Genomic DNA, 22,158 nt, shown 5'->3' with positions numbered 1-22,158 from the left:
CATCATCGACATTCGAAGGCTCTATGCTAAGTAACGATATTCTTCGTAGCCTGCGCTACACCCTGAAAGCGAACAATAACGACATGGTGCGCATTCTTGCGCTGTCAGACATGGAATCCACCTCAGCCGGTTTCGACACCTGGATGACCAAAGAAGACGAAGAGGGGTTTGTGCGCTGCCCTGACATTATTCTGTCAGGCTTCCTGAACGGTCTGATCTACGATAAGCGTGGCAAAGATGACTCTGCGCCAGAGCTGGCACTGGAGCGTCGGGTGAATAACAATACGGTGCTCAAAAAACTGCGCATCGCATTCTCGCTGAAAACGGATGATATTGTGGCGATCATGACGGAGCAAAAATTCCGCGTCTCCGTGCCGGAAGTGACCGCCATGATGCGCGCCCCGGACCACAAAAATTACCGCGAGTGCGGCGACCAGTTTCTGCGTAATTTCCTGCGCGGGCTGACTCAGAGGGTGCATAACCCGAAGGCGTGATTTTTAGCCGGGTGGCGGCTTCGCCTTACCCGGCCTACAAAACCAGTAGGCCCGTGCAAGCGTAGCGCCGCCGGGCAAAAAAAAGCCGGAGACACTCTCCGGCTTTTTTGTTATTTCACCTGCTGACCCGGCTTCGCGCCTTCGTCAGGGCTTAACAGGAAGATATCTTTCCCGCCAGGGCCTGCGGCCATCACCATCCCCTCAGAGATGCCGAAGCGCATTTTACGTGGTGCCAGGTTGGCGACCATCACGGTCTGACGGCCAATCAGCACCTGCGGATCCGGGTAAGCTGAACGGATGCCGGAGAAGACGTTGCGCTTCTCACCGCCCAGATCCAGCGTCAGGCGCAGCAGTTTGTCAGAGCCTTCCACAAATTCCGCGTTCTCAATCAGCGCCACGCGCAGGTCGACTTTAGCGAAATCATCAAAAGTGATGGTGTCCTGAATCGGATCGTCAGCCAGCGGGCCGGTTACCGGTGCCGCAGCCGCCTTCACCTCTTCCTTAGAGGCTTCCACCAGCGCTTCAACCTGTTTCATCTCAATGCGGTTGTACAGCGCTTTGAAGGTGTTCACCTTGTGGCCGAGCAGCGGCTGCTGGATAGCATCCCAGCTCAGTTCGGTGTTCAGGAACGCTTCTGCACGGGCTGCCAGCTGCGGCAGTACCGGCTTCAGCCAGGTCATCAGCACGCGGAACATGTTCAGCCCCATGGTGCAGATGGCCTGCAGATCGGCATCACGGCCTTCCTGTTTCGCGACCACCCACGGAGCCTGCTCGTCCACATAGCGGTTGGCAACATCGGCCAGCGCCATGATTTCACGAATCGCTTTACCGAATTCACGGCTTTCCCAGGCTTCGCCAATCGCAGCGGCGGCATCGGTGAAGGTTTTATACAGCTCAGGATCGGCCAGTTCGGCAGAAAGCACGCCGTCAAAGCGTTTGGCGATAAATCCTGCGTTACGGGACGCCAGGTTCACTACCTTGTTAACGATGTCCGCGTTCACGCGCTGCACGAAATCTTCCAGATTCAGGTCGATATCGTCGATGCGCGAAGAGAGCTTCGCGGTGTAGTAATAGCGCAGGCTGTCCGCGTCGAAGTGGTTCAGCCAGGTGCTGGCTTTAATGAATGTCCCGCGGGACTTGGACATCTTCGCGCCGTTGACGGTTACGTAGCCATGCACGAACAGGTTGGTTGGCTTGCGGAAGTTGCTGCCTTCCAGCATGGCCGGCCAGAACAGGCTGTGGAAGTAAACGATGTCTTTGCCGATGAAGTGGTACAACTCGGCCGTGGAATCTTTCTTCCAGTATTCGTCGAAGCTGACGGTGTCGCCACGCTTGTCGCACAGGTTCTTGAAGGAACCCATGTAGCCGATTGGCGCATCCAGCCAGACGTAGAAATACTTGCCCGGTGCGTTCGGAATTTCGAAGCCGAAGTATGGCGCATCGCGGGAGATATCCCACTGCTGCAGACCGGATTCGAACCACTCCTGCATCTTGTTCGCCACCTGCTCCTGCAGCGCGCCGCTGCGGGTCCACGCCTGCAGCATTTCGCTGAAGGACGGCAGATCGAAGAAGAAGTGCTCGGAGTCACGCATTACAGGCGTGGCGCCTGAAACCACCGATTTTGGCTCGATAAGCTCGGTCGGGCTGTAGGTCGCGCCGCACACTTCGCAGTTATCGCCGTACTGGTCCGGGGATTTACATTTCGGGCAGGTGCCTTTGACGAAACGGTCCGGCAGGAACATGCCTTTTTCCGGATCGTACAGCTGAGAGATGGTGCGGTTTTTAATAAAACCGTTCTCTTTCAGACGGGTGTAGATAAGCTCCGACAGCTCGCGGTTCTCGTCGCTGTGCGTGGAGTGATAGTTGTCATAGCTGATGTCAAAGCCAGCAAAATCAGTTTGATGCTCCTGACTCATTTCGGCAATCATCTGCTCCGGGGAAATCCCCAGCTGCTGCGCTTTCAGCATGATCGGCGTACCGTGGGCATCGTCCGCACAGATGAAGTTAACCTCGTGGCCGCGCATTCGCTGGTAACGGACCCAGACATCAGCCTGGATATGCTCCAGCATGTGGCCGAGGTGGATTGAGCCGTTGGCGTACGGCAGTGCGCACGTTACCAGAATTTTCTTCGCGACTTGAGTCATAGTAGGCATTACTTCTTTCAACTGTGAAAAGGGTTTTTGATATTACCAAAAGGGGCATTATTAAGTAAGCACAAACCACGGCCTTTCAGGTAAACTTGTTCATCTAAGGTCTTATTCACAAGAACAAAGGAGTCGGGATGAGTTCTCAATCCCAGGCCAAATCACCGGAAGCCTTACGAGCAATGGTCGCCGGGACGCTGGCTAACTTTCAGCATCCAACCCTGAAGCACAATCTCACTACGCTGAAAGCGTTACATCACGTTGCCTGGCTGGACGACACGCTGCACATTGAGCTGCAGATGCCCTTCGTCTGGACCAGCGCCTTTGACGCGCTGAAAGAACAAACCAGCGCTGAACTGCTGCGCATTACCGGCGCGAAAGCCATCGACTGGAAGCTGAGCCACAGTATCGCCACCCTCAAACGGGTGAAAAACCAGCCGGGCGTTAACGGTGTGAAAAACATCATTGCGGTCAGCTCGGGTAAGGGCGGGGTGGGCAAATCCTCCACGGCTGTCAACCTGGCACTGGCGCTGGCGGCAGAAGGGGCGAAGGTCGGTATTCTGGATGCCGATATCTACGGCCCGTCCATTCCCAATATGCTGGGCGCAGAGAATCAGCGTCCAACCTCGCCGGACGGCACCCACATGGCGCCAATTATGGCGCACGGTCTGGCCACGAACTCCATCGGTTATCTGGTCACCGACGACAACGCCATGGTCTGGCGTGGCCCAATGGCCAGCAAAGCGTTGATGCAGATGCTGCAGGAGACGATGTGGCCGGATCTGGATTATCTGGTGCTGGATATGCCGCCGGGTACCGGTGATATTCAGCTGACGCTGGCGCAAAACATCCCGGTCACGGGCGCGGTTGTCGTGACGACTCCGCAGGATATTGCGCTGATCGACGCCAAAAAAGGCATCGTGATGTTTGAAAAAGTGGAGGTGCCGGTGCTCGGTATTGTCGAGAACATGAGCATGCACATCTGCAGCAACTGCGGTCACCACGAGCCTATCTTCGGGACCGGTGGGGCAGAAAAACTGGCCGCGAAGTATCACACCCAGCTGCTGGGGCAGATGCCGCTGCACATTACCCTGCGTGAAGATCTGGACAGCGGGAAACCGACGGTCGTCAGCCGTCCGGACAGTGAATTTGCAGAGATGTATCGCCAGCTGGCGGGGCGCGTGGCCGCGCAGCTCTACTGGCAGGGGGAAGTCATCCCTGGCGACATCGCGTTCCGCGCGGTGTAACTCCTCAGCGCGAATGGCCGGGTGGCGCTTCGCTTACCCGGCCTACAAATAGCACCATGACGTAGGTCGGGTAAGGCGAAGCCGCCACCCGACGTTAACGCAAACGGTAATGCATCAGGTAGTACTCTCCCTCCGGAGAATCCCCCGTAGCCTCAATGTGCCAACCGTGCCGCTGGTAGAACTCGATAGCCCGCGTATTCTTCACCAGACACTTCAGTGACCCCGTACTGGTGAACGTCTTCTGCACATGTTCCAGGAGCACATGCCCGACCCCAAGACCTTGATACTGCGGGTCAACAAACAGGTTGTGCAGAAAATTATCGTTCGTCCACACTGACGCAAAACCCAGACGATGACCGTTCTGAGTGGCAACCCAGATCGCTTCGTCACGCGTTGCTGCGTCAAAATCTTCGAGCTGCCAGTCAGCACTGTCCAGCCATGGCCAGGCTTCACGCCGGGCGTGGAGGAAGAGGGTACGCAGGAAAGGGCGGTCGCTTTCCTGCCAGGGGCGAATCAGGATCGTATCAGCGATGATAGAAGATATCTCCGTTGTAGGCTTTGTAGATTTTACCGTCTGCATCGCCAATCAGGACGTAGTTTTCACCCATATAGGTCCAGTGGGTACCCGCATCCGGTGCCGGAAGGTTACGCAGTTGATACTGTTTGATGGTGTATTCCGGGGTTTGATACTGCGCGGGCGCCGTGTCGCCAATTTTAAACTTCGTGAAATCAGCAATGAACTCCTGTTCTTCATAAGCTTTGATGCCGTCAGATGCCGACGCGGTTTGCGGGGCTGCTGACGCTGCACCTGCAAGAGACATTACTACACCCAGAAGCAGCCATGTACGCTTAGCCATTTTTTCTCCAGTTATACCGTTACTGATACTCTCAGCCTGCTGAGAGCCTATTTTAAGTATCCCCGCAGGGGCTGTTAGAAAAAAAATGTAACAAAAGTGGACGATTTTGTGTAGCGCCAAAGGTTAATAACATTACTTTTGTGAATGTTATTTGGGGAAATTAATTCAGTGAAATAATATTTATTTTAACTAAATCTGAAAAGGTGAGTTTGCTATAAGAATGTGAGTCACAAGGCATGCTTTTTATTTAAAGGCGTTTTAAACTGATGAAAGGCAACCGGTTTAATTATCAGTCTTACGTTATTCTGGTGTTTCTTTCCTCTATTTTATGATGTTTATTTCTACATTTAATTATTTGAAAACAGTGCGTTATGATATTGGGTGATTCTTAAAGGGATTGCCTGTTACGCGTTTGGCGCGATCATCAGTGATATTTTAATTTTAATGAAAAACACAATAGCATTTTCTGTAATATTTTTGGCAATAAGTCAGTTGACCGGCTGCATATTTTCTCCCGGGCAAACATTACGTTCATCCGGGAAAAATATTATTGCGTCAGATAAAGAGGGTAATTATTTAGATAAGCGCGTGGATCTTTATCCTCTTACCCCTTCACTGATTGAGAAATTGCGGCCTGCTGTCGCGAAATCTCAGCCAAATCCTAAGCTGGATGAGCAGGTCAGGGAGTGGGAGTACCGGATCGGCGCCGGGGATATTTTAACCGTGACCGTCTGGGATCACCCGGAACTGACAACACCTGCCGGGCAGTATCGCAGTGCCAGTGACACCGGTAACTGGGTGAATGCGGACGGCACGCTCTTTTATCCCTATGTCGGGAAACTGCCGGTGGCAGGCAAAACGGTCTCTGAAGTGAGGGAGGAGATCGCCGCCCGCCTGAATAGCGTGATCGAAAGCCCGCAGGTGGACGTCAGCGTGGCCGCCTTCCGTTCACAAAAAGCCTACGTCACCGGAGAAGTGGTCAAATCTGGTCAGCAGCCCATCACCAATATCCCCCTGACGGTGATGGATGCCGTCAACGCAGCGGGGGGACTCTCTGCCGACGCTGACTGGCGCAATGTGGTGCTCACTCACGAGGGAAAGGATTCTCCTCTCTCCTTGTATGCGCTGATGCAGCATGGCGACCTGACGCAAAACAAGCTGCTCTACCCGGGCGATATCCTGTTTGTTCCGCGTAACGACGCCCTGAAAGTGTTTGTGATGGGCGAAGTTGTCAAGCAGAGCACGCTCAAGATGGACAGAAGCGGCATGACCCTGGCGGAAGCGCTGAGCAATGCGGGGGGATTGAATCAGGACATGGCCGATGCGACGGGCATTTTTGTCATTCGTTCCATGGCTAAAGGCAATGACGCGGGAAAAATAGCCCGTATTTACCAGCTTAATGCGCAGGATGCCTCAGCGATGGTGCTGGGGACCGAATTCCAGCTTGAACCCTACGATATTGTCTATGTCACCACGGCGCCGCTGTCACGCTGGAACCGCGTGATCGCTCAGCTTGTGCCGACCATCTCAGGTGTGCATGACCTGACCGAAACGGTCCGCTACCTCAGGTCGTGGCCGCAATAATGTTTGATTCCATCTTAGTGGTCTGCACGGGCAATATTTGCCGCTCGCCGATTGGCGAGCGGCTGTTACGCCAGCAGCTCCCGGGAAAACGGATCACCTCGGCAGGCATATTCGGCCTGGAGGGAAGCCCGGCGGATCTCAGCGCTCAGGACGTGGCCTGGCGTCATGGGATCACACTGGAGGGTCATCGCGCACGTAAGCTGACCCGGCAGCTGATGCGGGAGTCGGATCTTATTCTGGTGATGGAACCCGCTCATCTGCGTTTTATCTCTGCTATGGCCCCGGAACTGCGCGGCAAATCGCTGCTCTTTGGGCAATGGCTGGAGCCGCAGGAGATCCCCGATCCCTACCGCAAGAGTCGTGAAGCATTTGACTATGTTTTTGGGCTATTGGGCAAAGCCAGTCAGGAATGGGCTCATCGGTTGAGTCAAAAAGGAATGAAGCATTAATGTCGTCTTATACAACAGACAGTTACGGTGCAGCGGCACCCGAAAATCAGGAAATTGATCTCCTTCGTCTCCTTAGCGAGATGCTCGATCATCGTGTACTTATTCTCTCAGTGACCTTCGTGTTCACCGTCCTGGCGGGGCTATACGCCTTTCTGGCGACGCCTGTTTATCGCGCAGATGCCTTAATCCAGGTGGAAGGAAAACAGGATAACAGCCTGCTCAAAAATTTAAGACAGTTCAGTAATGCGCTCTCTCCCGATGTTGAACCCGAAATTCTGTTGCTTAAATCGCGCATGATCCTCGGGGCCACCGTTGATGAATTAGGCTTAACGCAGAACGTGGCACAGCGGGGACGTCTGTGGGCGCGGTTGCAGGGCCATAAACCCGCCACGCTAACCCTGGGCTGGCTGCAGCTTTCACCTGTCGAAGGAAAGCCACGCACACTTCTCCTCACGGTGCTGGAAAAGGGCGCATATCGGCTGGAGGGCGACAACTTTTCTGCTGAAGGCAGAGAGGGAAAAGCGCTGGAAAAAGCGGGAGTATCCCTGCTGGTGGTGAACCTTGATGCCCCACCGGGCACGCAATTCACGCTACAGAGCAGCACCCGTCTGGAGGCCATTAATGCCCTGAGTACCCAGTTTTCCGTGGTTGAATCGGCAAAACAGAGCGGGGTACTGACGCTGACGCTCACCGGCAGCGATCCGGAGCGGATTGCCCATGTGCTTGACCGGATTGCCAACAACTATCTGCAGCAAAATATTAACCGCCAGGAAGCGCAGGATTCCCGCAGCCTTGCGTTTTTGCAGCAGCAATTACCAAAAATCCGAAGCGAACTGGATCAGGCCGAAGAGCGGCTGAATCAATATCGCAAACAGCGTGATTCGGTCGATCTCTCTCTGGAAGCGAAATCGGTGCTCGAACAGATTGTGAATATCGAAAACCAGCTCAACGAGCTGACGTTTCGTGAGGCAGAGATCTCTCAGCTGTTTAAGAAAGAGCATCCGAACTACCGCGCATTGCGTGAAAAACGTCACATTCTTGAGCAGGAGAAGATCCACCTGAATCAGCGTGTTGCCGCCATGCCCTCCACTCAGCAGGACATTTTGCGCCTCAGCCGGGATGTGGAGTCAGGCCGCACCATCTACCTGCAGCTGCTTACCCGTCAGCAGGAGCTGAATATTTCACGCTCCAGCGCCATCGGGAACGTGCGAATTATCGATAGCGCGGTGACGCAACCCGATCCCATTAAACCGAAAAAGACGCTGATTATGGTGTCGGGCACGCTGTTGGGGCTGATGTGCTCTGTGGGCCTTGTTTTGCTTCGTATTGCATTCAGACGGGGTATCAATACCTCTGAGCAACTGGAAGGGTTCGGGGTGCCGGTGATGGCTACCTTACCGCGTTCGATGTGGTTGTGGAAAAAAACGAATCTGCGCCGCAAACGCGTATTGGGTTCGCGCTGGAAGCACAGGATTAATGATGTGCCTTTTCTGCCGGTTGACCGGCCCGCCGATATTTTTGTCGAGGCCGTGCGGGGGCTGCGTACCAGCCTTCATTTCACGTTGCAGGATGCCGCTAACCGCATCGTCATGATTTCAGGACCCACCCAGGACTGCGGAAAAACGCTGGTCAGCACCTCGCTGGCCGCGATTGAGGCGCAGGCCGGGCTCAGGGTGTTATTTATCGATGCGGATATGCGCGAGGGATACGTCCACAACGTATTTGGTTTGAAAAACCACACCGGACTTTCCTGCGTGCTTGAAGAACAGTGCGCCTGTCAGGAGGCGATTCAGCACTATGAGCAAGGCAATATAGATGTGCTGACCTGCGGGCCGGTTCCATCACACCCCTCCGAACTGCTGATGAGCGAACGCTTCAGGGCGGTAATGGCCTGGGCGAATGAACAGTATGACCTGGTGATCCTCGACACACCACCGGTGCTGGCCGTGACCGACGCCGCAGTGGCCGTTCGGGTGGCGGGCACCTCGCTGCTGGTTGCCCGCTTTGGCAAGACCCGCCTGAAAGAGATGGAGAACAGCATCAAGCGTCTGCAACAAACGGGCGCGCGCATCGGCGGTACCGTGCTGAACGACGTGATTAAATCGGCCGCGCAGTATTACCGTGCGGGCTATGACCATTATGAGTATGGCCAAAGCCCGACCCGGCGACAGCGCAAGGATTAATGCTTCACCAGCGTGGCAAAATAATAGACCAGCGGGATGGCGAGGATCCAAAGGCCAACAGGGATGTCTCGCCATTTTCCTGCAATCGCTTTAATGACAATGTAAAACAGCAGTCCCCCTGCAATGCCTGTCCCGAAGCTGTTGGCGATGAGCGTAATCATTACCATCATCAGTACCGGCAGCCCGTCGGTGAAATTCGCCAGATCCACCTTACGCAGTCCGCTGAACATGTTCAGACCGATCAGGATCAGGGCAGGCGCTGTGGCTTCTTTCGGGATCATCAGCGCAACCGGGGTAAACAGCAGCATCAGCAGAAACATGAACGCGGCGGCCAGCGCCGTGATGCCGGTTTTCCCACCCGCTTCCGCGGCCGCCGAGGATTCAATCAGCGCCGTGGCGGCAGGAATGCCGACCCACGGACCTAACGCCGCGGCAATAGAGTCCACCATAAACGGGCGATTGATATTGACCATATTACCCTCGTCATCCAGCAGCCCGGCTTCTCCTCCCACCGCCAGCGTGGTACCCATGGTGGAGAAAAACTCCGAGGCGAAGAAGACGAACAGGAAGGGCAGGAAGGCAATATTCAGGGCACCCAGCATGTCGATATGGCCCAGCACCGGCGTGAGCGAATGGGGCATATCGATGAAGCTTGCCGGCAACCGCGTGACCCCCATCGGGATGCCCACGAGGGTAGCGAACAAAATGGCCCACAAGATAGCACCCGGAATACGGCGCGCCTGCAGGGCAATGGCCAGGAACAGGCCGGCGAGCGCCACCAGCGCACCGGGTGAGAGAAAATCCCCCAGCATCAGCGCATTTGTTTTGGCGTTGGCCAGCACCAGCCCGGCATTACGGAAACCGAGTACGGCGACAAACAAGCCGATAGAGGCCGTCAGCCCGAGTTTGATGGACTGCGGTACGGAGCGGGTGACCACTTCCCGCAGGCCAAAGCGGGTAAGCAGAAAGAACAAAATCCCCGACCAGCAGGCAATGCCCAGACCGATTTCCCAGCCGATGCCTTCACTTCCCGCCAGCGTCACGCCAACCAGCACCGAGCCACCAATGCCCGGCCCGACAATAAACGGCAGGTTAGCGTAAAAGGCCATCAGCAGCGTTCCGGCCACAAACACTAAAATGGTGCCGGTCGTCGCCGCGCCTTTATCCATCCCGCCCACGGCCAGCAGGCCCGGGATGACCACCAGCAAATAGGCGGCGGCGAGAAAACCGGTGAGACCCGCCAGACACTCGGTACGCACGGTACTGCCACGCGTATGCAGTGCAAAACGACGTTCAAGCCAGCTCCCTGGTGCTGGCGAATTAACGGTGTTGTCGGCCATTATCCGGCTCTCCTTCGATATTATTGTGTGGTGTCCGGGGTTTCCCGGTAAGAAATCAGCGGATTAACAATCTGGCGCGTGCTGCCATCCGTCAGTCCAAGATCGGTCAGATGCGGCCCGGCGTTACACGCAAGGCAGGTTCCTTCAATGGCTTTAAAGACCCGGTACGGCGGCTCCCAGTCGGCAATCTGGCTGCTGCGTTCACGCAGCGTGCGAAACTGACGGGCTAGCTCAGCCGGGGGAAGTTCCGACAGCATGCCCGCGATCGGCATCGCAACATGCGCGATGACGCTACCGTTTTGGACCAGCGCCATCCCACCGCCGCTCTCGATCAGCGTGTTGGCGGCCAGCGCCATATCGTCGGGATCGCGCCCCAGCACCACCAGATTGTGTGAATCGTGGGAGTAAGTGGTGGCGATGGCTCCCCGCAGCTCTCCCCAGCCTTCCAGCAGAGCGATTTGCGGCGTTGCCGCATGGCGCGCGTGGCGGTGCTGAACCCAGATCAGGCTAAAGCCTGCCGGTATTTCAACGCGTCCGTCACGCACCCGGGCGTCAGTTTCGCCCCAGCGGGTAAAACGTGCGCCGCTGATATGGCGCAGGCGCGCCACACCGTGGTTCGCGTCGTCGATGCGCAGGTAAAAGTCACTGGCGGCCAGGGGCGACAGGCGCACGGTATCTCGCGGTAGCGCCAGCGGCGTATCAACGATCGGCTCAATCATCGCGCCGTCACGGGCAATGCATTTCCCGGCGACATACACCCGGCGAGCCGTCAGTTTATCCAGAGAGTCGAACACCACCAGGTCTGCGCGTCTTCCGGCGGCAATCAGTCCGAGATCGTTGCGCTGAAGACGCAGGGAGGCGTTCAGCGTGGCAAACCGCAGCGCGTCCGTCGCCGGAAGACCGTGTTCAATCAGCAGGTTGAGCAGGGCGATAATACCGCCTTTTTCCAGCAGCACGTCAGGGGGAACGTCATCGGTGCAGACCGTGATTTGCGACGAGAGGTGCGGCAGCGTTTTCAGGGCGCTGACAATCTCGGGCAGCAGGTAGGGATGCGAGCCGCGGATCTCCAGCGTCAGCCCGGCGCGCAATTTTTCCAGCGCATCGTCGGCGGAAGTGAGCTCATGGTCAGAGGTGACGCCCGCCGCCAGATACGCCTGTAAATCGGCGCCGCTGAGACCGCGCGCATGGCCTTCAATCAGCTTTCCGCTTTCAAGCCCGGCCTGCAGGATCTCCAGCATACGCTGGCTGCCGTTCAGCACCCCGTGCATGTCCATCACCTCCGCCACGCCGCGCACTTCTGGCCAGCCGAGCAGGGTATTCATCTCTTCGCCCGCAAAATCTGCGCCGGACATCTCCAGCCCCGGCGTGGAAGGTACGCTCGAGGGAGCTGCGACCATCACCTGCAGCGGCAGGCTGCGGCTGGCCGCAATCGCAAAGCGGACGCCCTCAATGCCGAGCACGTTCGCCAGCTCGTGCGGATCCCAGAAGACAGCTGTGGTGCCCTGCGCCAGCACGATCTCCGCGTAGCGTGCGGGCAGCAGATGCGAGCTTTCAAGGTGCACGTGCGTATCCATGAGGCCCGGAGAGAGGAACTGGTTATTCAGGTCGTGCGTTTCAAGCGCATCACTGCGGCTGCCGCGCGGGTGGACGCTGGCGATAAGCGAGCCGACAATCCCCACATCCGCCTCGCGGATCTCACCGGTTGCCATATCGACAATTCGGGTGTGGGTAAGCAGCAGGTCAAAGGGCGTTTCGCCTCGTGCGGCCTGAACGGCGCGGCGTCGGGTTTCGGCAGTCATGCAATTAACAGTTCCAGCATTGAAATATTGACGTTACTCTATGCACCCGGCAAACGTTTGCCCAGCTGATAAAATTTATCGCCCGATAACCCCGGGTTATTCTGTGACGGGTGTAATGGAGAATGATGACGGAACCCTGGCAGCGCTTGCCTGCGCTCTCCCTTCGGCAACTACAGTATTTTGTCACGCTGGCGCAGCTGCGTCATTTTACGGATACCGCCAGTAAACTGGCCATTAGCCAGCCTGCGCTCAGCAGCGCCCTGCGGCAAATCGAAACGGTACTCGGCGGCAAACTGGTCAATCGTACCGCGTCGGCGGTTACGCTGACCGAGTTGGGGCACGCCATTTTGCCCCACGCCCAGCGGGTGCTCAGCGTAGCGCAGCTGGCGTTTGATGATATGCAGCAGATTGTGCAGGCCGGTGGCGACGGCACGGTGCGAATCGGTCTGGTGCCTTCCGTCAGCTCGCTGCTGTTTCCGCTGCTGCCGCAGACGCTTGCGCAGGCCTTTCCACGCCTTCGGGTGGAGTTTCACGATCAAACCAATGACGCGCTGGTGGCGCAACTGCTGAAAGGGCAGATTGATTTCGGTATCGGGGCGCTGGACAGCTCGGTTCCCGACCAGCTTAACGTGTTCCCGCTGCAGGAGGATCCGTTTGTGGCGGTATTCCATTGCGACGATCCGCTGGGCGCGTCGGCACACGTGCCCTGGAAACAGCTGGTGGGTCGGGATATTGCCGTCTTCTCCAAAGGCAACATCCAGCGGCTGGTCAGTGCGCTTGCCGAAAGTCATCGTCTTTCGCTGCAGACGCGTTATCAGGTGGACTATATTGAGACGCTGTACGGCCTGGTGCGTTCGAAGCTGGCCGTGGCGATATTGCCGCAGCTTTATACCACCCATTTGCAGGATCCCCGGCTTAAGGTGGTTCATCTTCAGCAGCCGGCACTGTTCCGCACGGTGGCGCTGATGCGTGCCCCGCAGGCGCTTCCTCCGCTCATTGAATCCTGCTTTACGCTGATGGTCGACACTCTACGAACGAAGTAACGCGACACTTCTTTACAGCGTGACGGCGTGCAGCCCGCTAAGATGACCTCTGTTAAATCAAGAGGTCACAATGGATAACCGTAAATTGAGCCGACTGCGCCGCTGGGCGCGGGAAGGGATCATACTTGTTGTGCTGACGCTGGCCGTGGTGTGGGGCGTGGATCAGTATCGAAGACCGACCTTACCCGCCACGTTTAGCGCAAACCCAATGCAGAGCATCGACGGGAAAACGCACGATATCGCGGCGCTCAGCCACGAGCGCCCGCTGCTGATTTACGTCTGGGCCACCTGGTGCAGCATCTGCCGTTTCACGACGCCCGCGGTCAATCAGCTGGCAGAAGAGGGCGGGAACGTGGTGAGTATCGCCATGCGCTCCGGTGATAACGCTAAGCTTGCTCGTTGGGTTGACAAGAAACAGCTGAAAATGCCGGTGATAAACGATGAAAACGGTGCGCTGTCGCAGGAATGGCAGGTAAGCGTGACGCCGACGCTGGTCATTGTATCGAAGGGGAACGTCGTCAGTACCACGACGGGCTGGACGAGCTACTGGGGATTAAAAATCAGAATGTGGTGGGCAGGGATATAAAAATAAACCCCTCTTCCGCAGAAGAGGGGGGGGTATTACTTCGCCAGAACTTCCTGCGCGGTGCGCTCAACCAGCGACAGCAGGATTTTGATATCCTCCAGCGTCACGGTTGGGTTCAGCAGCGTCAGCTTCAGGCAGGTCACGCCGTTATGCTCGGTCACGCCGACGTTTGCACGGCCAGACTCAAGCAGCGCATCACCAATTTTCTGGTTCAACAGGGCGATACCTGCGTCATCGGCCTGCACCTGGCCACGGAAGCGGAACAGCACGCTTGCCAGCTGTGGCTGCATTACCAGTTCCAGAGCAGGCTGCTCTTTCACGTAAGCCGCAACCTGCTGTGCCAGCGTCACGCCGTGATCGATGATCGCCGCGTACTGCTCCTGACCCAGCGCTTCCAGGCTCATCCACAGCTTCAGCGCGTCGAAACGACGGGTGGTCTGCAGCGATTTGGACACCAGGTTTGGCACGCCGGCTTCTTCATCGAACTCAGAGTTCAGGTAAGCGGCCTGATAGCGCATCAGCTCATAGTGGCGCGCTTCTTTCAGCAGGAACGCACCGCAGCTGATGGTCTGGAAGAACTGCTTGTGGAAGTCCAGGGTCACGGAATCCACCAGCTCAATGCCGTCCAGGTAGTGACGATACTGCTCAGACATCAGCAGCGCGCCGCCCCAGGCCGCATCAACGTGTACCCAGATGTTCTGCTTCGCCGCCAGCTCGGCAATGGCACGCAGCGGGTCGATTGCACCGGCATCGGTGGTACCTGCTGTCGCGACAATCGCCAGAATCTGTTCGCCGTTAGCGTTGCACTGTTCAATTTTCGCCGCCAGATCGGTCAGATCCATACGGGAGAATTCATCCGTTTTCACCTGCACCACGGACTGGTAACCCAGACCCATCAGCGCCATGTTTTTCTGCACGGAGAAGTGCGCGTTTTCGGAGCACAGCACGCGAATTTTACGCAGATCGCCTGTCAGGCCGTCCTGCTGAACGGAGTGACCCTGACGCGCGAAGAACGCATCACGGGCCAGCATCAGGCCCATCAGGTTGCTCTGGGTGCCGCCGCTGGTGAAGACACCGGCGTCGCCAGCCTGATAACCCACGCGGGTACGCAGCCATTCGATCAGTTTGATCTCGATGATGGTTGCGGACGGGCTTTGATCCCAGGAGTCCATGCTCTGGTTGGTGGCGTTGATCAGCACTTCCGCCGCCTGGCTAACGACCAGGCTTGGGCAGTGCAGGTGCGCCACGCACTGCGGGTGATGAACGGACAGGCTGTCTTTCAGGAAGAACTCCACGGCGCGTTCAATCGCCGCTTCGTTGCCCAGCCCTTTCGGGTTGAAATCCAGCTTAATGCGGTCGCGCAGTTCCGCGACCGTTTTGCCCTGATACATCTCAGGCTGCTTCAGCCACTGCATCACAGCCTGAGTGCTTTGTTCAATCGCCTGCTGGTAAGCTTCAATGCTCTGCGCAGAGGAGAACAAAATTGGGTTTGAATCAGACATCGTAATCAACAACTCCGGTTACGCCGGGCGAACGCCCGCAGCAAGCAGGGCCTGCTCGAATTTATCCAGGAAGACTTTCAGCTCTTCATCGCTGATCAGCAGAGACGGCAGCAGACGCAGAACGATACCGTTACGACCGCCACGCTCCAGAATCAGACCGGCTTCGAAGCACTTCTTCTGAATCAGTGCAGACAGCTCGCCGTCGCCCGGGAAGCAACCCATGTGGTCAGCGGCTTCGTGTGGCTTAACGATCTCGATACCGATCATCATGCCCAGACCGCGAACGTGACCAATAACCGGATAACGTTTCGCCATCTCTTTCAGCTGGCCTTTCAGCCATTCGCCCTGTGCAGCCACTTTGCCTGCGATGTTCTGGTCTTTCAGGATTTTCAGCGTCGTCAGACCGGTTGCCATCGCCAGCTGGTTGCCGCGGAAGGTACCGGTGTGGTGACCTGGGGCCCATGCATCGAACTGCTTTTTGATACCGAGCACGGCCAGCGGCAGACCGCCACCAACAGCTTTAGACATCACGATGATGTCTGGCTCAATGCCAGCGTGTTCGAAGGCGAAGAATTTACCGGTACGGGCAAAGCCAGCCTGAACTTCGTCGAGGATCAGCAGAATGCCGTGTTCCTGAGTCACTTTACGGATGCGCTGCAGCCACTCAGCCGGTGCCGGGTTCACGCCGCCTTCGCCCTGAACCGCTTCCAGAATGACGGCAGCAGGTTTGCGCACGCCGCTCTCAACGTCGTTGATCAGGTTTTCGAAGTAGTAAGTCAGCGCTTTCACGCCCGCTTCACCACCGATACCCAGCGGGCAACGGTACTCGTGTGGGTAAGGCATAAACTGCACTTCTGGCATCATACCGTCTACCGCTTCTTTCGGAGACAGGTTGCCGGTCACGGACAGCGCGCCGTGGGTCATGCCGTGGTAACCACCCGAGAAGCTGATGATACCGCTACGGCCGGTCACTTTTTTCGCCAGCTTCAGCGCGGCTTCCACAGCGTCAGCACCGGATGGACCGGTGAACTGCAGGCAGTACTCTTTGCCCTGACCAGGCAGCAGAGAGAGCAGGTATTCGGAAAACGCGTCTTTCAGAGGCGTAGTCAGATCCAGAGTATGTAACGGCAAGCCGCTGGTAATGACATTTTGGATGCTTTTCAGCACATCAGGGTGGTTATGGCCAAGCGCAAGGGTGCCTGCGCCTGCTAAACAGTCAAGGTATTCTTTATTGTCTGCATCGGTTACCCACACGCCTTCTGCTTTAGTGATCGCTAAAGGCAGTTTGCGCGGATAACTCCTGACGTTAGATTCAAACTCGGCCTGACGGGCCAGATAGGTTTCGTTGCTTTTGTGGGCATCTACGGTGTCAATACGGACTTTATCCGTCATCATATCACTCCTACAACCGCCGCTTCGTTATGAGCCACGATTGAATAAAAAGTTAAAAAACAGATGGGGGCCTGAAAAAAACGCCGCCAATATAGAGCCTTTTGCCACGGGGCTCAATGGTTAATTTGTTTACTGTTTTGTGACACGGCGCACAGGGGGAGGAATATCCCCGTTTTCAGGCGGAAAATTGCAGTTTATGGCAAATAAAAACAGGCGGTTACGTACTTAACGTTCTGGCGGCAAAATCATAAAAAAGAGTGTGACAAATCGTGCCATCCGCGAACTTAACACGCTTATTTCTGCAACAGGGGCAAAAAGCGGTGGTCAGGATAGATGCGCAACGGAATTCCGCATCAAAAATGGACTTTCAACACGCAGGGTTTCCCGGTGGGTTTCACCGTTAATAATATGCAGGGCACTCAGGCGACCAATTTCATAATGCGGCAGCTGAACGGTTGAAAGCGGGGGGAGAAAGAGCTCTCCAATGCCAACCATATTGTCATAACCGATAACCGCGATATCTTCAGGGATGCGAAGCCCTTGCGCCAGCAGGGTCTGGTACACCATCAATGCGATACGATCGTTACCGCAGATAACGGAGTCGAACAGGGGAATGCCATTCTGAATGCGCGCCAGCAGCACTGAAGGAATGTCACGATAGTGCTCGTCCCCCGACGCCATGTAGCTATGTTCCAGGGTGTCCGGGTCGAGCCCCGCTTCACGACACGCACGTTCCAGCCCCTGACGGCGCCGGGTTGTGGCCAGATGGTCCGCGGGTAAATGCAGGCACAGAGGCTGCCGGTAACCCTCGGCGAGTAACGCCTGCACGGCGGCGTACTGCCCCTGTTCATCATCAGGGATATAACTGGCTACCTGTTCATCGACACTTTCGCAATTGGCCAGCACGCAGGGAAGGGTAAGCAGTTTTGCAGGGAGAGGAACCTGACGTAATCCCATTGTGGTGTAAATAATCCCGTCCGGGCGGTGGGAGAGCAGCAGATCGACGATCGTATCCGGGTTGTCATCGGTAAACATATTCATGACGAAGCTGTTCCAGCCGTGCATCCGGGCCGTCTCTTCAATGGACAGCGTAATCTCCACCGAGAAAGGCGTCGTCACCGTATCGAGCGCCAGCACGCCGATGGTTTTCGGCGAGGCATGCGCGCCGCGTATTTTCTTGGCGGAAAGATCGGGTACGTAGCTGGTCTGCTCGATAGCCTGCTGTACGCGCGCCAGCGTTTCCGGCTTAAGGCGCTCCGGGTTGTTAAGCGCGCGTGAGACGGTCATCAGCGATACGTTAGCCAGCTTTGCGACGTCCTTCAGGGATGCCATTTTCTTACTCCGTTAATGCTCTGTGTGAAAGGGTATACAACTAAGTCGCTGATGTAAAAGGAAGGGTGATGCACAGGCCAGGCCATGCTGCCCTCAGTGATGAATATTTGATCGCGATCTCATTCCTTTAATGTTAACGTTAACTTTCGTGATTAACATCTTAAATTTCAGCCAAACCGCATGAGAAAGGATAAATGTTAACGTTACCATTGCGTCATTACTCCAACATGAGAATGTCATGATGAAAACGCATCACTCTCACAGCTACCCTTTATTAAGCGCATTACTGTTTTTCTTTTTTGTCACGTGGTCATCTTCCGGCTCGCTGCTTTCCATCTGGCTCCACCAGGAGGTGGGGCTAAAGGCAGGCGATACGGGAGTCATCTATGCCGTGCTTTCTGTCTCCGCGCTATGCGCGCAAATCTGCTACGGCTTCATTCAGGACAAACTCGGCCTGCGCAAAAACCTGCTCTGGTTTCTGACCAGCCTGCTCATTCTTTCTGGTCCTGCCTTCCTGCTGTTTGGTTATCTGCTGCAGATTAACGTTTTACTCGGCAGTATTTTTGGCGGGATTTATATCGGCCTGATGTTTAACGGCGGGATAGGGGTACTGGAGTCCTATACCGAGCGAGTGGCCCGCCAGAGCCAGTTTGAGTTCGGCAAGGCGAGGATGTGGGGATCGCTTGGCTGGGCGGTGGCAACCTTTTTCGCGGGGCTCCTGTTTAACCTTAATCCGAAGCTGAACTTCGCTGTCGCGAGCTGCGCAGGGCTGGCGTTTTTTGTTTTGCTGGCGCGACTCAGGGTCTCTTCCGCCCCACACGCTATGCAGGAAGCGGTATCCGGCGGTAAGGTCACGCTGGAAGATGCATTGCGCCTGCTGACGCTGCCGCGGTTCTGGGCGCTGGTGTTTTTCGTTATCGGCACCTGTATTTATGGCGTTTACGACCAGCAGTTCCCGGTCTATTTCTCCTCTCAGTTCCCGACGTTACAGGAAGGAAACGCCATGTACGGCTATCTCAACTCCTTCCAGGTTTTTCTTGAGGCGGCGGGCATGTTCTGCGCGCCATGGCTGGTGAATCGCCTTGGCGCGAAGAATGGTCTGATTTTCGCCGGAATGGTGATGGCAATGCGTATGGTGGCTTCGGGGCTGGTTGAGGGGCCGGTACTTATCTCCATTACCAAGCTATTGCACGCGGTTGAACTGCCCGTTTTGCTGGTCTCTATCTTTAAATACAACAGTTTACACTTTGATAAGCGGCTCTCTTCCACCCTCTATCTGGTGGGCTTTGCCTGTACAAGCTCGGTGATTGCCTCGGTCCTGTCGCCGCTGGCGGGCTACAGCTATGAGAAATACGGCTTTGCCCAGTCCTATCTCATTATGGGGCTGTTAGTGTTCAGCACCACGTTTATCTCCATTTTCCTGTTGCGCTCGGGTAAGTCCTCTTCTGACCCGCTCATGCCGCAACCTTCCACCATCTGATCGAAAGAGTAGAGAAATGACGTATTCCATTACGAAAGCAGAGCTGGAACTTCAGTTCAGACGCGAAGAGCTTAACCTGCGCTGGTATCCGCGTTACCACCTGGCAGCCCGCGCTGGCTGGATGAATGACCCAAATGGCCTGGTCTGGTTTGACGGCTGGTATCACGCTTTTTATCAGCATCATCCCTACTCGACCCAGTGGGGCCCGATGCACTGGGGCCATGCGCGCAGTAAAGATTTAGTTCACTGGGAACACCTTCCCGTTGCGCTGGCGCCGGAAGGGCCTGAAGACAAGGATGGCTGTTTTTCCGGTTCGGCGGTGGTGGATGGCGATACGCTGGCGCTCATTTACACCGGACATAAATTCCACGGCGATCCGGATGACGAGGCGAATCTCTACCAGGTGCAGTGCCTGGCGACCAGCCGTGACGGCATTCATTTTGCCCGGCAGGGTATGATCGTTGACACGCCGCCAGGCCTGCATCATTTCCGCGACCCAAAAGTGTGGCGTGAAGGAGAGAGCTGGTACATGGTTGTTGGCGCGCGCGACGGCGAGACGGGCCAGGTGCGCGTTTATCGTTCTGCCGATCTGCGCGAGTGGCAGGATATAGGCGTGCTTGCGGTGGCCGAAAAAGAGATGGGCTACATGTGGGAATGCCCGGACTTTTTCACCCTCAGCGGTAAACGCGTGCTGATGTTTTCACCACAGGGACTGGCTGCCGAAGGATTCGAAAATCGCAATCTTTTCCAGAGCGGCTATCTGGTGGGCGAGTGGCAGCCCGGACAGCCTTTTGTGCGTGAAGGTGAGTTTGTGGAGATGGATCGCGGGCATGATTTCTATGCGCCACAGAGTTTCCTGACGCCTGATGGGCGCCGCATCGTTATCGGCTGGCTGGATATGTGGGAATCTCCGCTGCCGGAACAGGAGGATGGCTGGGCAGGCATGCTCTCGTTACCGCGCGAACTGACACTGAGCGCGGATAATCGTCTGCAAATGCGGCCGGCCAGAGAAGTCGAAGGCCTCCGGGGAGCGTGGTTCCCCTGGCCGGTAAGTACGCTGACCAATCAGCAGATAGCGCTGGTGGAACGCTGCGACGCGCTGGAGGTCAATCTGCAATGGGATTGCGCAAACAGCACTGCAGAACACTACGGCATTCGTCTTGGCGCCGGGCTACGTGTCTATGTTGATGCGCAGATGCAGCGCCTGGTGCTGGAGCGATACTACCCGCAGTATGGCCTGTGTGGCTCACGTAGCGTCGCGCTCAATCTGAATAATGCGCTTAATCTGCGCCTGTTCTTTGACAGATCTTCCGTTGAAGTGTTTGTTAATGAGGGAGAAGCGTGCCTCAGCAGCCGCATTTATCCTGATGAAGATTGCCGTGATCTGGCGCTGTTTGCCTGGACGGGGCGGGCGTCACTCATCCATGGCGGGGCCTGGCAACTGGAGTAAACACGGGCCTGGTGGCGACGGGCATCAGGTCAGCTTAATTTAAAATACTGCCCCATCTTGATGGGGCGACGTAAATATAGAGTCTTAAATGATGATTATTTTTAATCTTTAGAGAGTTGAGCGTTCATGACTTTCTCATTCTCTACAACCAATTGAAGGGAGTAGCCGCCTTTGCTCCACGTACCATTGTTTGGTTTCCAGCCTTTAGAGAGAAGGTATTCTGCAGCATCCGAGATTGGCTGGTTCATAACGTGATCTGCTTCACTGGTAAGTTGTTTAACGCTGCTGCTCTGTGTAGCGGGCTTCACGTTACATTCACCGTTCGCGTCCTGCAATTGTGTACAGCCTTTCGGCAGGTGCTTGTGTGCTGATTGTGCACGTTGAGCCGCGTTTTCAAGTGCCTGTTTTTCAGCCGCAGCGTTAATTGCTGTCGTGCGGTTTTGCTCCGCGACATAACATGCGTCTTTACTGACACCTTGCGCTTCACACTCAGCCATACGTTGAGCGGGTGAAGAACATGCAGCAAGAGACAATACGGCAGCTACCATCATTAACTTTTTCATTATTATTACCTCAGAAATTACAGTTATAAAGCGCCTTCAGCAGAAGGCGCTGAATGAAAAACTATTATTTAAAATCCGATGCCGACACCGACACCCATTGCGAAATCATTATTCGTTGAGTCACTCATACCCGCTTTCACAACCGCGCTACCCGCATGGAAGGAAGCGCCGACACTGACCGCTTCCTCCCCTTTAAATTCACCGGCACCCGCTGAGAACATTACAGCCTGGTCTTTTTCAACCTGGGGCATGGAAGCCATTGCAACAGCAGAGGCCACGCCACCACGCGCTTCTTTTTTATTACCATCAACTTCATCTTTCAGGTTTTTGAATTGAGAGTGAGTGTTAGCTTGTGTCTGCGCAAATACCTGTTGAGCCGCTTTCAGATCTTTAGCTTGTGCCGTCGATTGCACGCTGAGCGCCTTAAGCGTTTGAGTGTTAATATTCACTTGTTTCGATGTTTTCGTATCTACTTCCTTTTTCGTGATGATGTCTGTTACGCCGTTTTTACCTGGGCGACCATCGCGACCATTAATTACCAGATTATGCTGCCCGTCTAAGTGTGTTGGCTGAACAGATTTCAGTGCAGTTGCAGATCCATCAATAGACGTTTTTATTGGGTCAACCGCGATTTGTATAACGGGCGTTTTCTGCGGCGGCAGAGCCGGTTTCGGAGCCTGGCCGGGCTCAATGTGCTGCCCGTCGAGGTGCGT

General features: G+C 55.7%; 19 protein-coding genes. 9 read left to right on the top strand and 10 right to left on the bottom strand.

The features are described from left to right. The first annotated feature begins 23 nt into the window (after positions 1 to 23). Positions 24 to 494: a DUF1456 family protein gene (locus LDK53_RS18135; protein ID WP_045285177.1), complete on the top strand. Its 471-nt coding sequence runs from the start codon at positions 24 to 26 to the stop codon at positions 492 to 494. A 110-nt stretch (positions 495 to 604) separates the two neighbouring features. Here LDK53_RS18135 and metG read toward each other — a convergent pair whose 3' ends face one another. Further along, a complete protein-coding gene (gene metG, locus LDK53_RS18130; RefSeq protein ID WP_045285178.1) occupies positions 605 to 2,638 on the bottom strand; it encodes a methionine--tRNA ligase in 2,034 nt (677 codons plus the stop codon). A 137-nt stretch (positions 2,639 to 2,775) separates the two neighbouring features. Here metG and apbC point away from each other — a divergent pair, with 137 nt between their 5' ends. Then, positions 2,776 to 3,885 (top strand): iron-sulfur cluster carrier protein ApbC, encoded by a 1,110-nt coding sequence (gene apbC, locus LDK53_RS18125; RefSeq protein WP_025760017.1) that lies wholly within the window; start codon positions 2,776 to 2,778, stop codon positions 3,883 to 3,885. A gap of 94 nt (positions 3,886 to 3,979) precedes the next feature. On the opposite strand, the gene LDK53_RS18120 is transcribed toward apbC, so the two are convergent. Together LDK53_RS18120 and LDK53_RS18115 are read right to left on the bottom strand one after the other, a co-directional pair. Next, positions 3,980 to 4,465, bottom strand: coding sequence for a GNAT family N-acetyltransferase (locus LDK53_RS18120; RefSeq protein ID WP_225287750.1), 486 nt, complete (start codon positions 4,463 to 4,465; stop codon positions 3,980 to 3,982). Next, positions 4,410 to 4,742 (bottom strand): RcnB family protein, encoded by a 333-nt coding sequence (locus LDK53_RS18115; protein WP_225287749.1) that lies wholly within the window; start codon positions 4,740 to 4,742, stop codon positions 4,410 to 4,412. The genes LDK53_RS18120 and LDK53_RS18115 overlap by 56 nt, the downstream gene beginning before the upstream one ends. 444 nt (positions 4,743 to 5,186) lie before the next feature. Here LDK53_RS18115 and LDK53_RS18110 point away from each other — a divergent pair, with 444 nt between their 5' ends. From LDK53_RS18110 to LDK53_RS18100, 3 genes are read left to right on the top strand one after another with little or no spacing between them, the layout of a single operon-like run. Continuing rightward, a complete protein-coding gene (locus LDK53_RS18110; protein WP_225287748.1) occupies positions 5,187 to 6,326 on the top strand; it encodes a polysaccharide export protein in 1,140 nt (379 codons plus the stop codon). Further along, complete coding sequence (locus LDK53_RS18105; RefSeq protein WP_263643496.1) at positions 6,326 to 6,775, top strand: protein tyrosine phosphatase; 450 nt, start codon at positions 6,326 to 6,328, stop codon at positions 6,773 to 6,775. Before LDK53_RS18110 ends, LDK53_RS18105 begins: the two co-directional genes overlap by 1 nt. Continuing rightward, positions 6,775 to 8,958, top strand: a complete 2,184-nt coding sequence (locus LDK53_RS18100; protein WP_225287746.1) for a polysaccharide biosynthesis tyrosine autokinase — start codon at positions 6,775 to 6,777, stop codon at positions 8,956 to 8,958. Before LDK53_RS18105 ends, LDK53_RS18100 begins: the two co-directional genes overlap by 1 nt. On the opposite strand, the gene LDK53_RS18095 is transcribed toward LDK53_RS18100, so the two are convergent. Together LDK53_RS18095 and LDK53_RS18090 are read right to left on the bottom strand one after the other, a co-directional pair. After that, entirely contained in the window at positions 8,955 to 10,298 is a 1,344-nt protein-coding gene (locus tag LDK53_RS18095; RefSeq protein WP_025759997.1) for an NCS2 family permease, read from the bottom strand. The genes LDK53_RS18100 and LDK53_RS18095 overlap by 4 nt on opposite strands. Positions 10,299 to 10,318: 20 nt before the next feature. Next, complete coding sequence (locus tag LDK53_RS18090; protein WP_412174836.1) at positions 10,319 to 12,097, bottom strand: adenine deaminase; 1,779 nt, start codon at positions 12,095 to 12,097, stop codon at positions 10,319 to 10,321. A gap of 122 nt (positions 12,098 to 12,219) precedes the next feature. Between LDK53_RS18090 and LDK53_RS18085 the strand changes: the two genes are divergently transcribed. Continuing rightward, positions 12,220 to 13,140: a LysR family transcriptional regulator gene (locus LDK53_RS18085; RefSeq protein ID WP_167514968.1), complete on the top strand. Its 921-nt coding sequence runs from the start codon at positions 12,220 to 12,222 to the stop codon at positions 13,138 to 13,140. Between the two features lie 70 nt (positions 13,141 to 13,210). Beyond that, positions 13,211 to 13,726, top strand: a complete 516-nt coding sequence (locus tag LDK53_RS18080; protein WP_225287745.1) for a protein disulfide oxidoreductase — start codon at positions 13,211 to 13,213, stop codon at positions 13,724 to 13,726. A gap of 35 nt (positions 13,727 to 13,761) precedes the next feature. Here the strand turns inward: LDK53_RS18080 and LDK53_RS18075 are convergent, their stop codons facing one another. The 3 genes from LDK53_RS18075 to LDK53_RS18065 all read right to left on the bottom strand — a co-directional run bounded on the left by LDK53_RS18075 (position 13,762) and on the right by LDK53_RS18065 (position 17,952). Then, complete coding sequence (locus tag LDK53_RS18075; RefSeq protein WP_025759992.1) at positions 13,762 to 15,228, bottom strand: pyridoxal phosphate-dependent decarboxylase family protein; 1,467 nt, start codon at positions 15,226 to 15,228, stop codon at positions 13,762 to 13,764. Positions 15,229 to 15,246: 18 nt separating this feature from the next. Further along, the gene (locus tag LDK53_RS18070; RefSeq protein ID WP_025759990.1) at positions 15,247 to 16,623 is read right to left on the bottom strand and encodes a diaminobutyrate--2-oxoglutarate transaminase; all 1,377 of its coding nucleotides are present in this window, start codon (positions 16,621 to 16,623) and stop codon (positions 15,247 to 15,249) included. Between the two features lie 321 nt (positions 16,624 to 16,944). Next, positions 16,945 to 17,952: a LacI family DNA-binding transcriptional regulator gene (locus LDK53_RS18065; protein WP_225287744.1), complete on the bottom strand. Its 1,008-nt coding sequence runs from the start codon at positions 17,950 to 17,952 to the stop codon at positions 16,945 to 16,947. 238 nt (positions 17,953 to 18,190) lie between these two features. On the opposite strand from LDK53_RS18065, the gene LDK53_RS18060 reads away from it, so the two are divergent. Both LDK53_RS18060 and LDK53_RS18055 read left to right on the top strand, forming a co-directional pair. Continuing rightward, positions 18,191 to 19,432, top strand: a complete 1,242-nt coding sequence (locus LDK53_RS18060) for an MFS transporter (protein ID WP_225287743.1) — start codon at positions 18,191 to 18,193, stop codon at positions 19,430 to 19,432. A gap of 16 nt (positions 19,433 to 19,448) precedes the next feature. After that, positions 19,449 to 20,882 carry a glycoside hydrolase family 32 protein gene (locus LDK53_RS18055; protein WP_225287742.1) on the top strand — a complete coding sequence of 478 codons (1,434 nt, stop codon included), beginning with the start codon at positions 19,449 to 19,451 and terminating at the stop codon, positions 20,880 to 20,882. Between the two features lie 101 nt (positions 20,883 to 20,983). Here the strand turns inward: LDK53_RS18055 and LDK53_RS18050 are convergent, their stop codons facing one another. Next, positions 20,984 to 21,445, bottom strand: coding sequence for a hypothetical protein (locus tag LDK53_RS18050; RefSeq protein WP_225287741.1), 462 nt, complete (start codon positions 21,443 to 21,445; stop codon positions 20,984 to 20,986). Positions 21,446 to 21,513: 68 nt separating this feature from the next. Then, the coding region (locus LDK53_RS18045; protein WP_225287740.1) for a YadA-like family protein at positions 21,514 to 22,158 on the bottom strand (645 nt) is incomplete at its 5' end.

It is taken from the genome of Enterobacter sp. K16B, assembly GCF_020216105.1.
In the GTDB taxonomy this organism is placed as follows: Bacteria; Pseudomonadota; Gammaproteobacteria; order Enterobacterales; family Enterobacteriaceae; genus Enterobacter; species Enterobacter sichuanensis.
The sequence above is the reverse complement of the archived record's forward strand: the minus strand, read 5'-3'. Positions and strand labels throughout refer to the sequence as shown.

What these genes read in the sequence shown, in the direction of transcription:
- LDK53_RS18135 (WP_045285177.1), top strand. Translation starts at nt 24, where the DNA reads ATGCTAAGTAACGATATTCTTCGTAGCCTGCGCTACACCCTGAAAGCG.
- metG (WP_045285178.1), bottom strand. Translation starts at nt 2,638, where the DNA reads ATGACTCAAGTCGCGAAGAAAATTCTGGTAACGTGCGCACTGCCGTAC.
- apbC (WP_025760017.1), top strand. Translation starts at nt 2,776, where the DNA reads ATGAGTTCTCAATCCCAGGCCAAATCACCGGAAGCCTTACGAGCAATG.
- LDK53_RS18120 (WP_225287750.1), bottom strand. Translation starts at nt 4,465, where the DNA reads ATGCAGACGGTAAAATCTACAAAGCCTACAACGGAGATATCTTCTATC.
- LDK53_RS18115 (WP_225287749.1), bottom strand. Translation starts at nt 4,742, where the DNA reads ATGGCTAAGCGTACATGGCTGCTTCTGGGTGTAGTAATGTCTCTTGCA.
- LDK53_RS18110 (WP_225287748.1), top strand. Translation starts at nt 5,187, where the DNA reads ATGAAAAACACAATAGCATTTTCTGTAATATTTTTGGCAATAAGTCAG.
- LDK53_RS18105 (WP_263643496.1), top strand. Translation starts at nt 6,326, where the DNA reads ATGTTTGATTCCATCTTAGTGGTCTGCACGGGCAATATTTGCCGCTCG.
- LDK53_RS18100 (WP_225287746.1), top strand. Translation starts at nt 6,775, where the DNA reads ATGTCGTCTTATACAACAGACAGTTACGGTGCAGCGGCACCCGAAAAT.
- LDK53_RS18095 (WP_025759997.1), bottom strand. Translation starts at nt 10,298, where the DNA reads ATGGCCGACAACACCGTTAATTCGCCAGCACCAGGGAGCTGGCTTGAA.
- LDK53_RS18090 (WP_412174836.1), bottom strand. Translation starts at nt 12,097, where the DNA reads ATGACTGCCGAAACCCGACGCCGCGCCGTTCAGGCCGCACGAGGCGAA.
- LDK53_RS18085 (WP_167514968.1), top strand. Translation starts at nt 12,220, where the DNA reads ATGATGACGGAACCCTGGCAGCGCTTGCCTGCGCTCTCCCTTCGGCAA.
- LDK53_RS18080 (WP_225287745.1), top strand. Translation starts at nt 13,211, where the DNA reads ATGGATAACCGTAAATTGAGCCGACTGCGCCGCTGGGCGCGGGAAGGG.
- LDK53_RS18075 (WP_025759992.1), bottom strand. Translation starts at nt 15,228, where the DNA reads ATGTCTGATTCAAACCCAATTTTGTTCTCCTCTGCGCAGAGCATTGAA.
- LDK53_RS18070 (WP_025759990.1), bottom strand. Translation starts at nt 16,623, where the DNA reads ATGATGACGGATAAAGTCCGTATTGACACCGTAGATGCCCACAAAAGC.
- LDK53_RS18065 (WP_225287744.1), bottom strand. Translation starts at nt 17,952, where the DNA reads ATGGCATCCCTGAAGGACGTCGCAAAGCTGGCTAACGTATCGCTGATG.
- LDK53_RS18060 (WP_225287743.1), top strand. Translation starts at nt 18,191, where the DNA reads ATGATGAAAACGCATCACTCTCACAGCTACCCTTTATTAAGCGCATTA.
- LDK53_RS18055 (WP_225287742.1), top strand. Translation starts at nt 19,449, where the DNA reads ATGACGTATTCCATTACGAAAGCAGAGCTGGAACTTCAGTTCAGACGC.
- LDK53_RS18050 (WP_225287741.1), bottom strand. Translation starts at nt 21,445, where the DNA reads ATGAAAAAGTTAATGATGGTAGCTGCCGTATTGTCTCTTGCTGCATGT.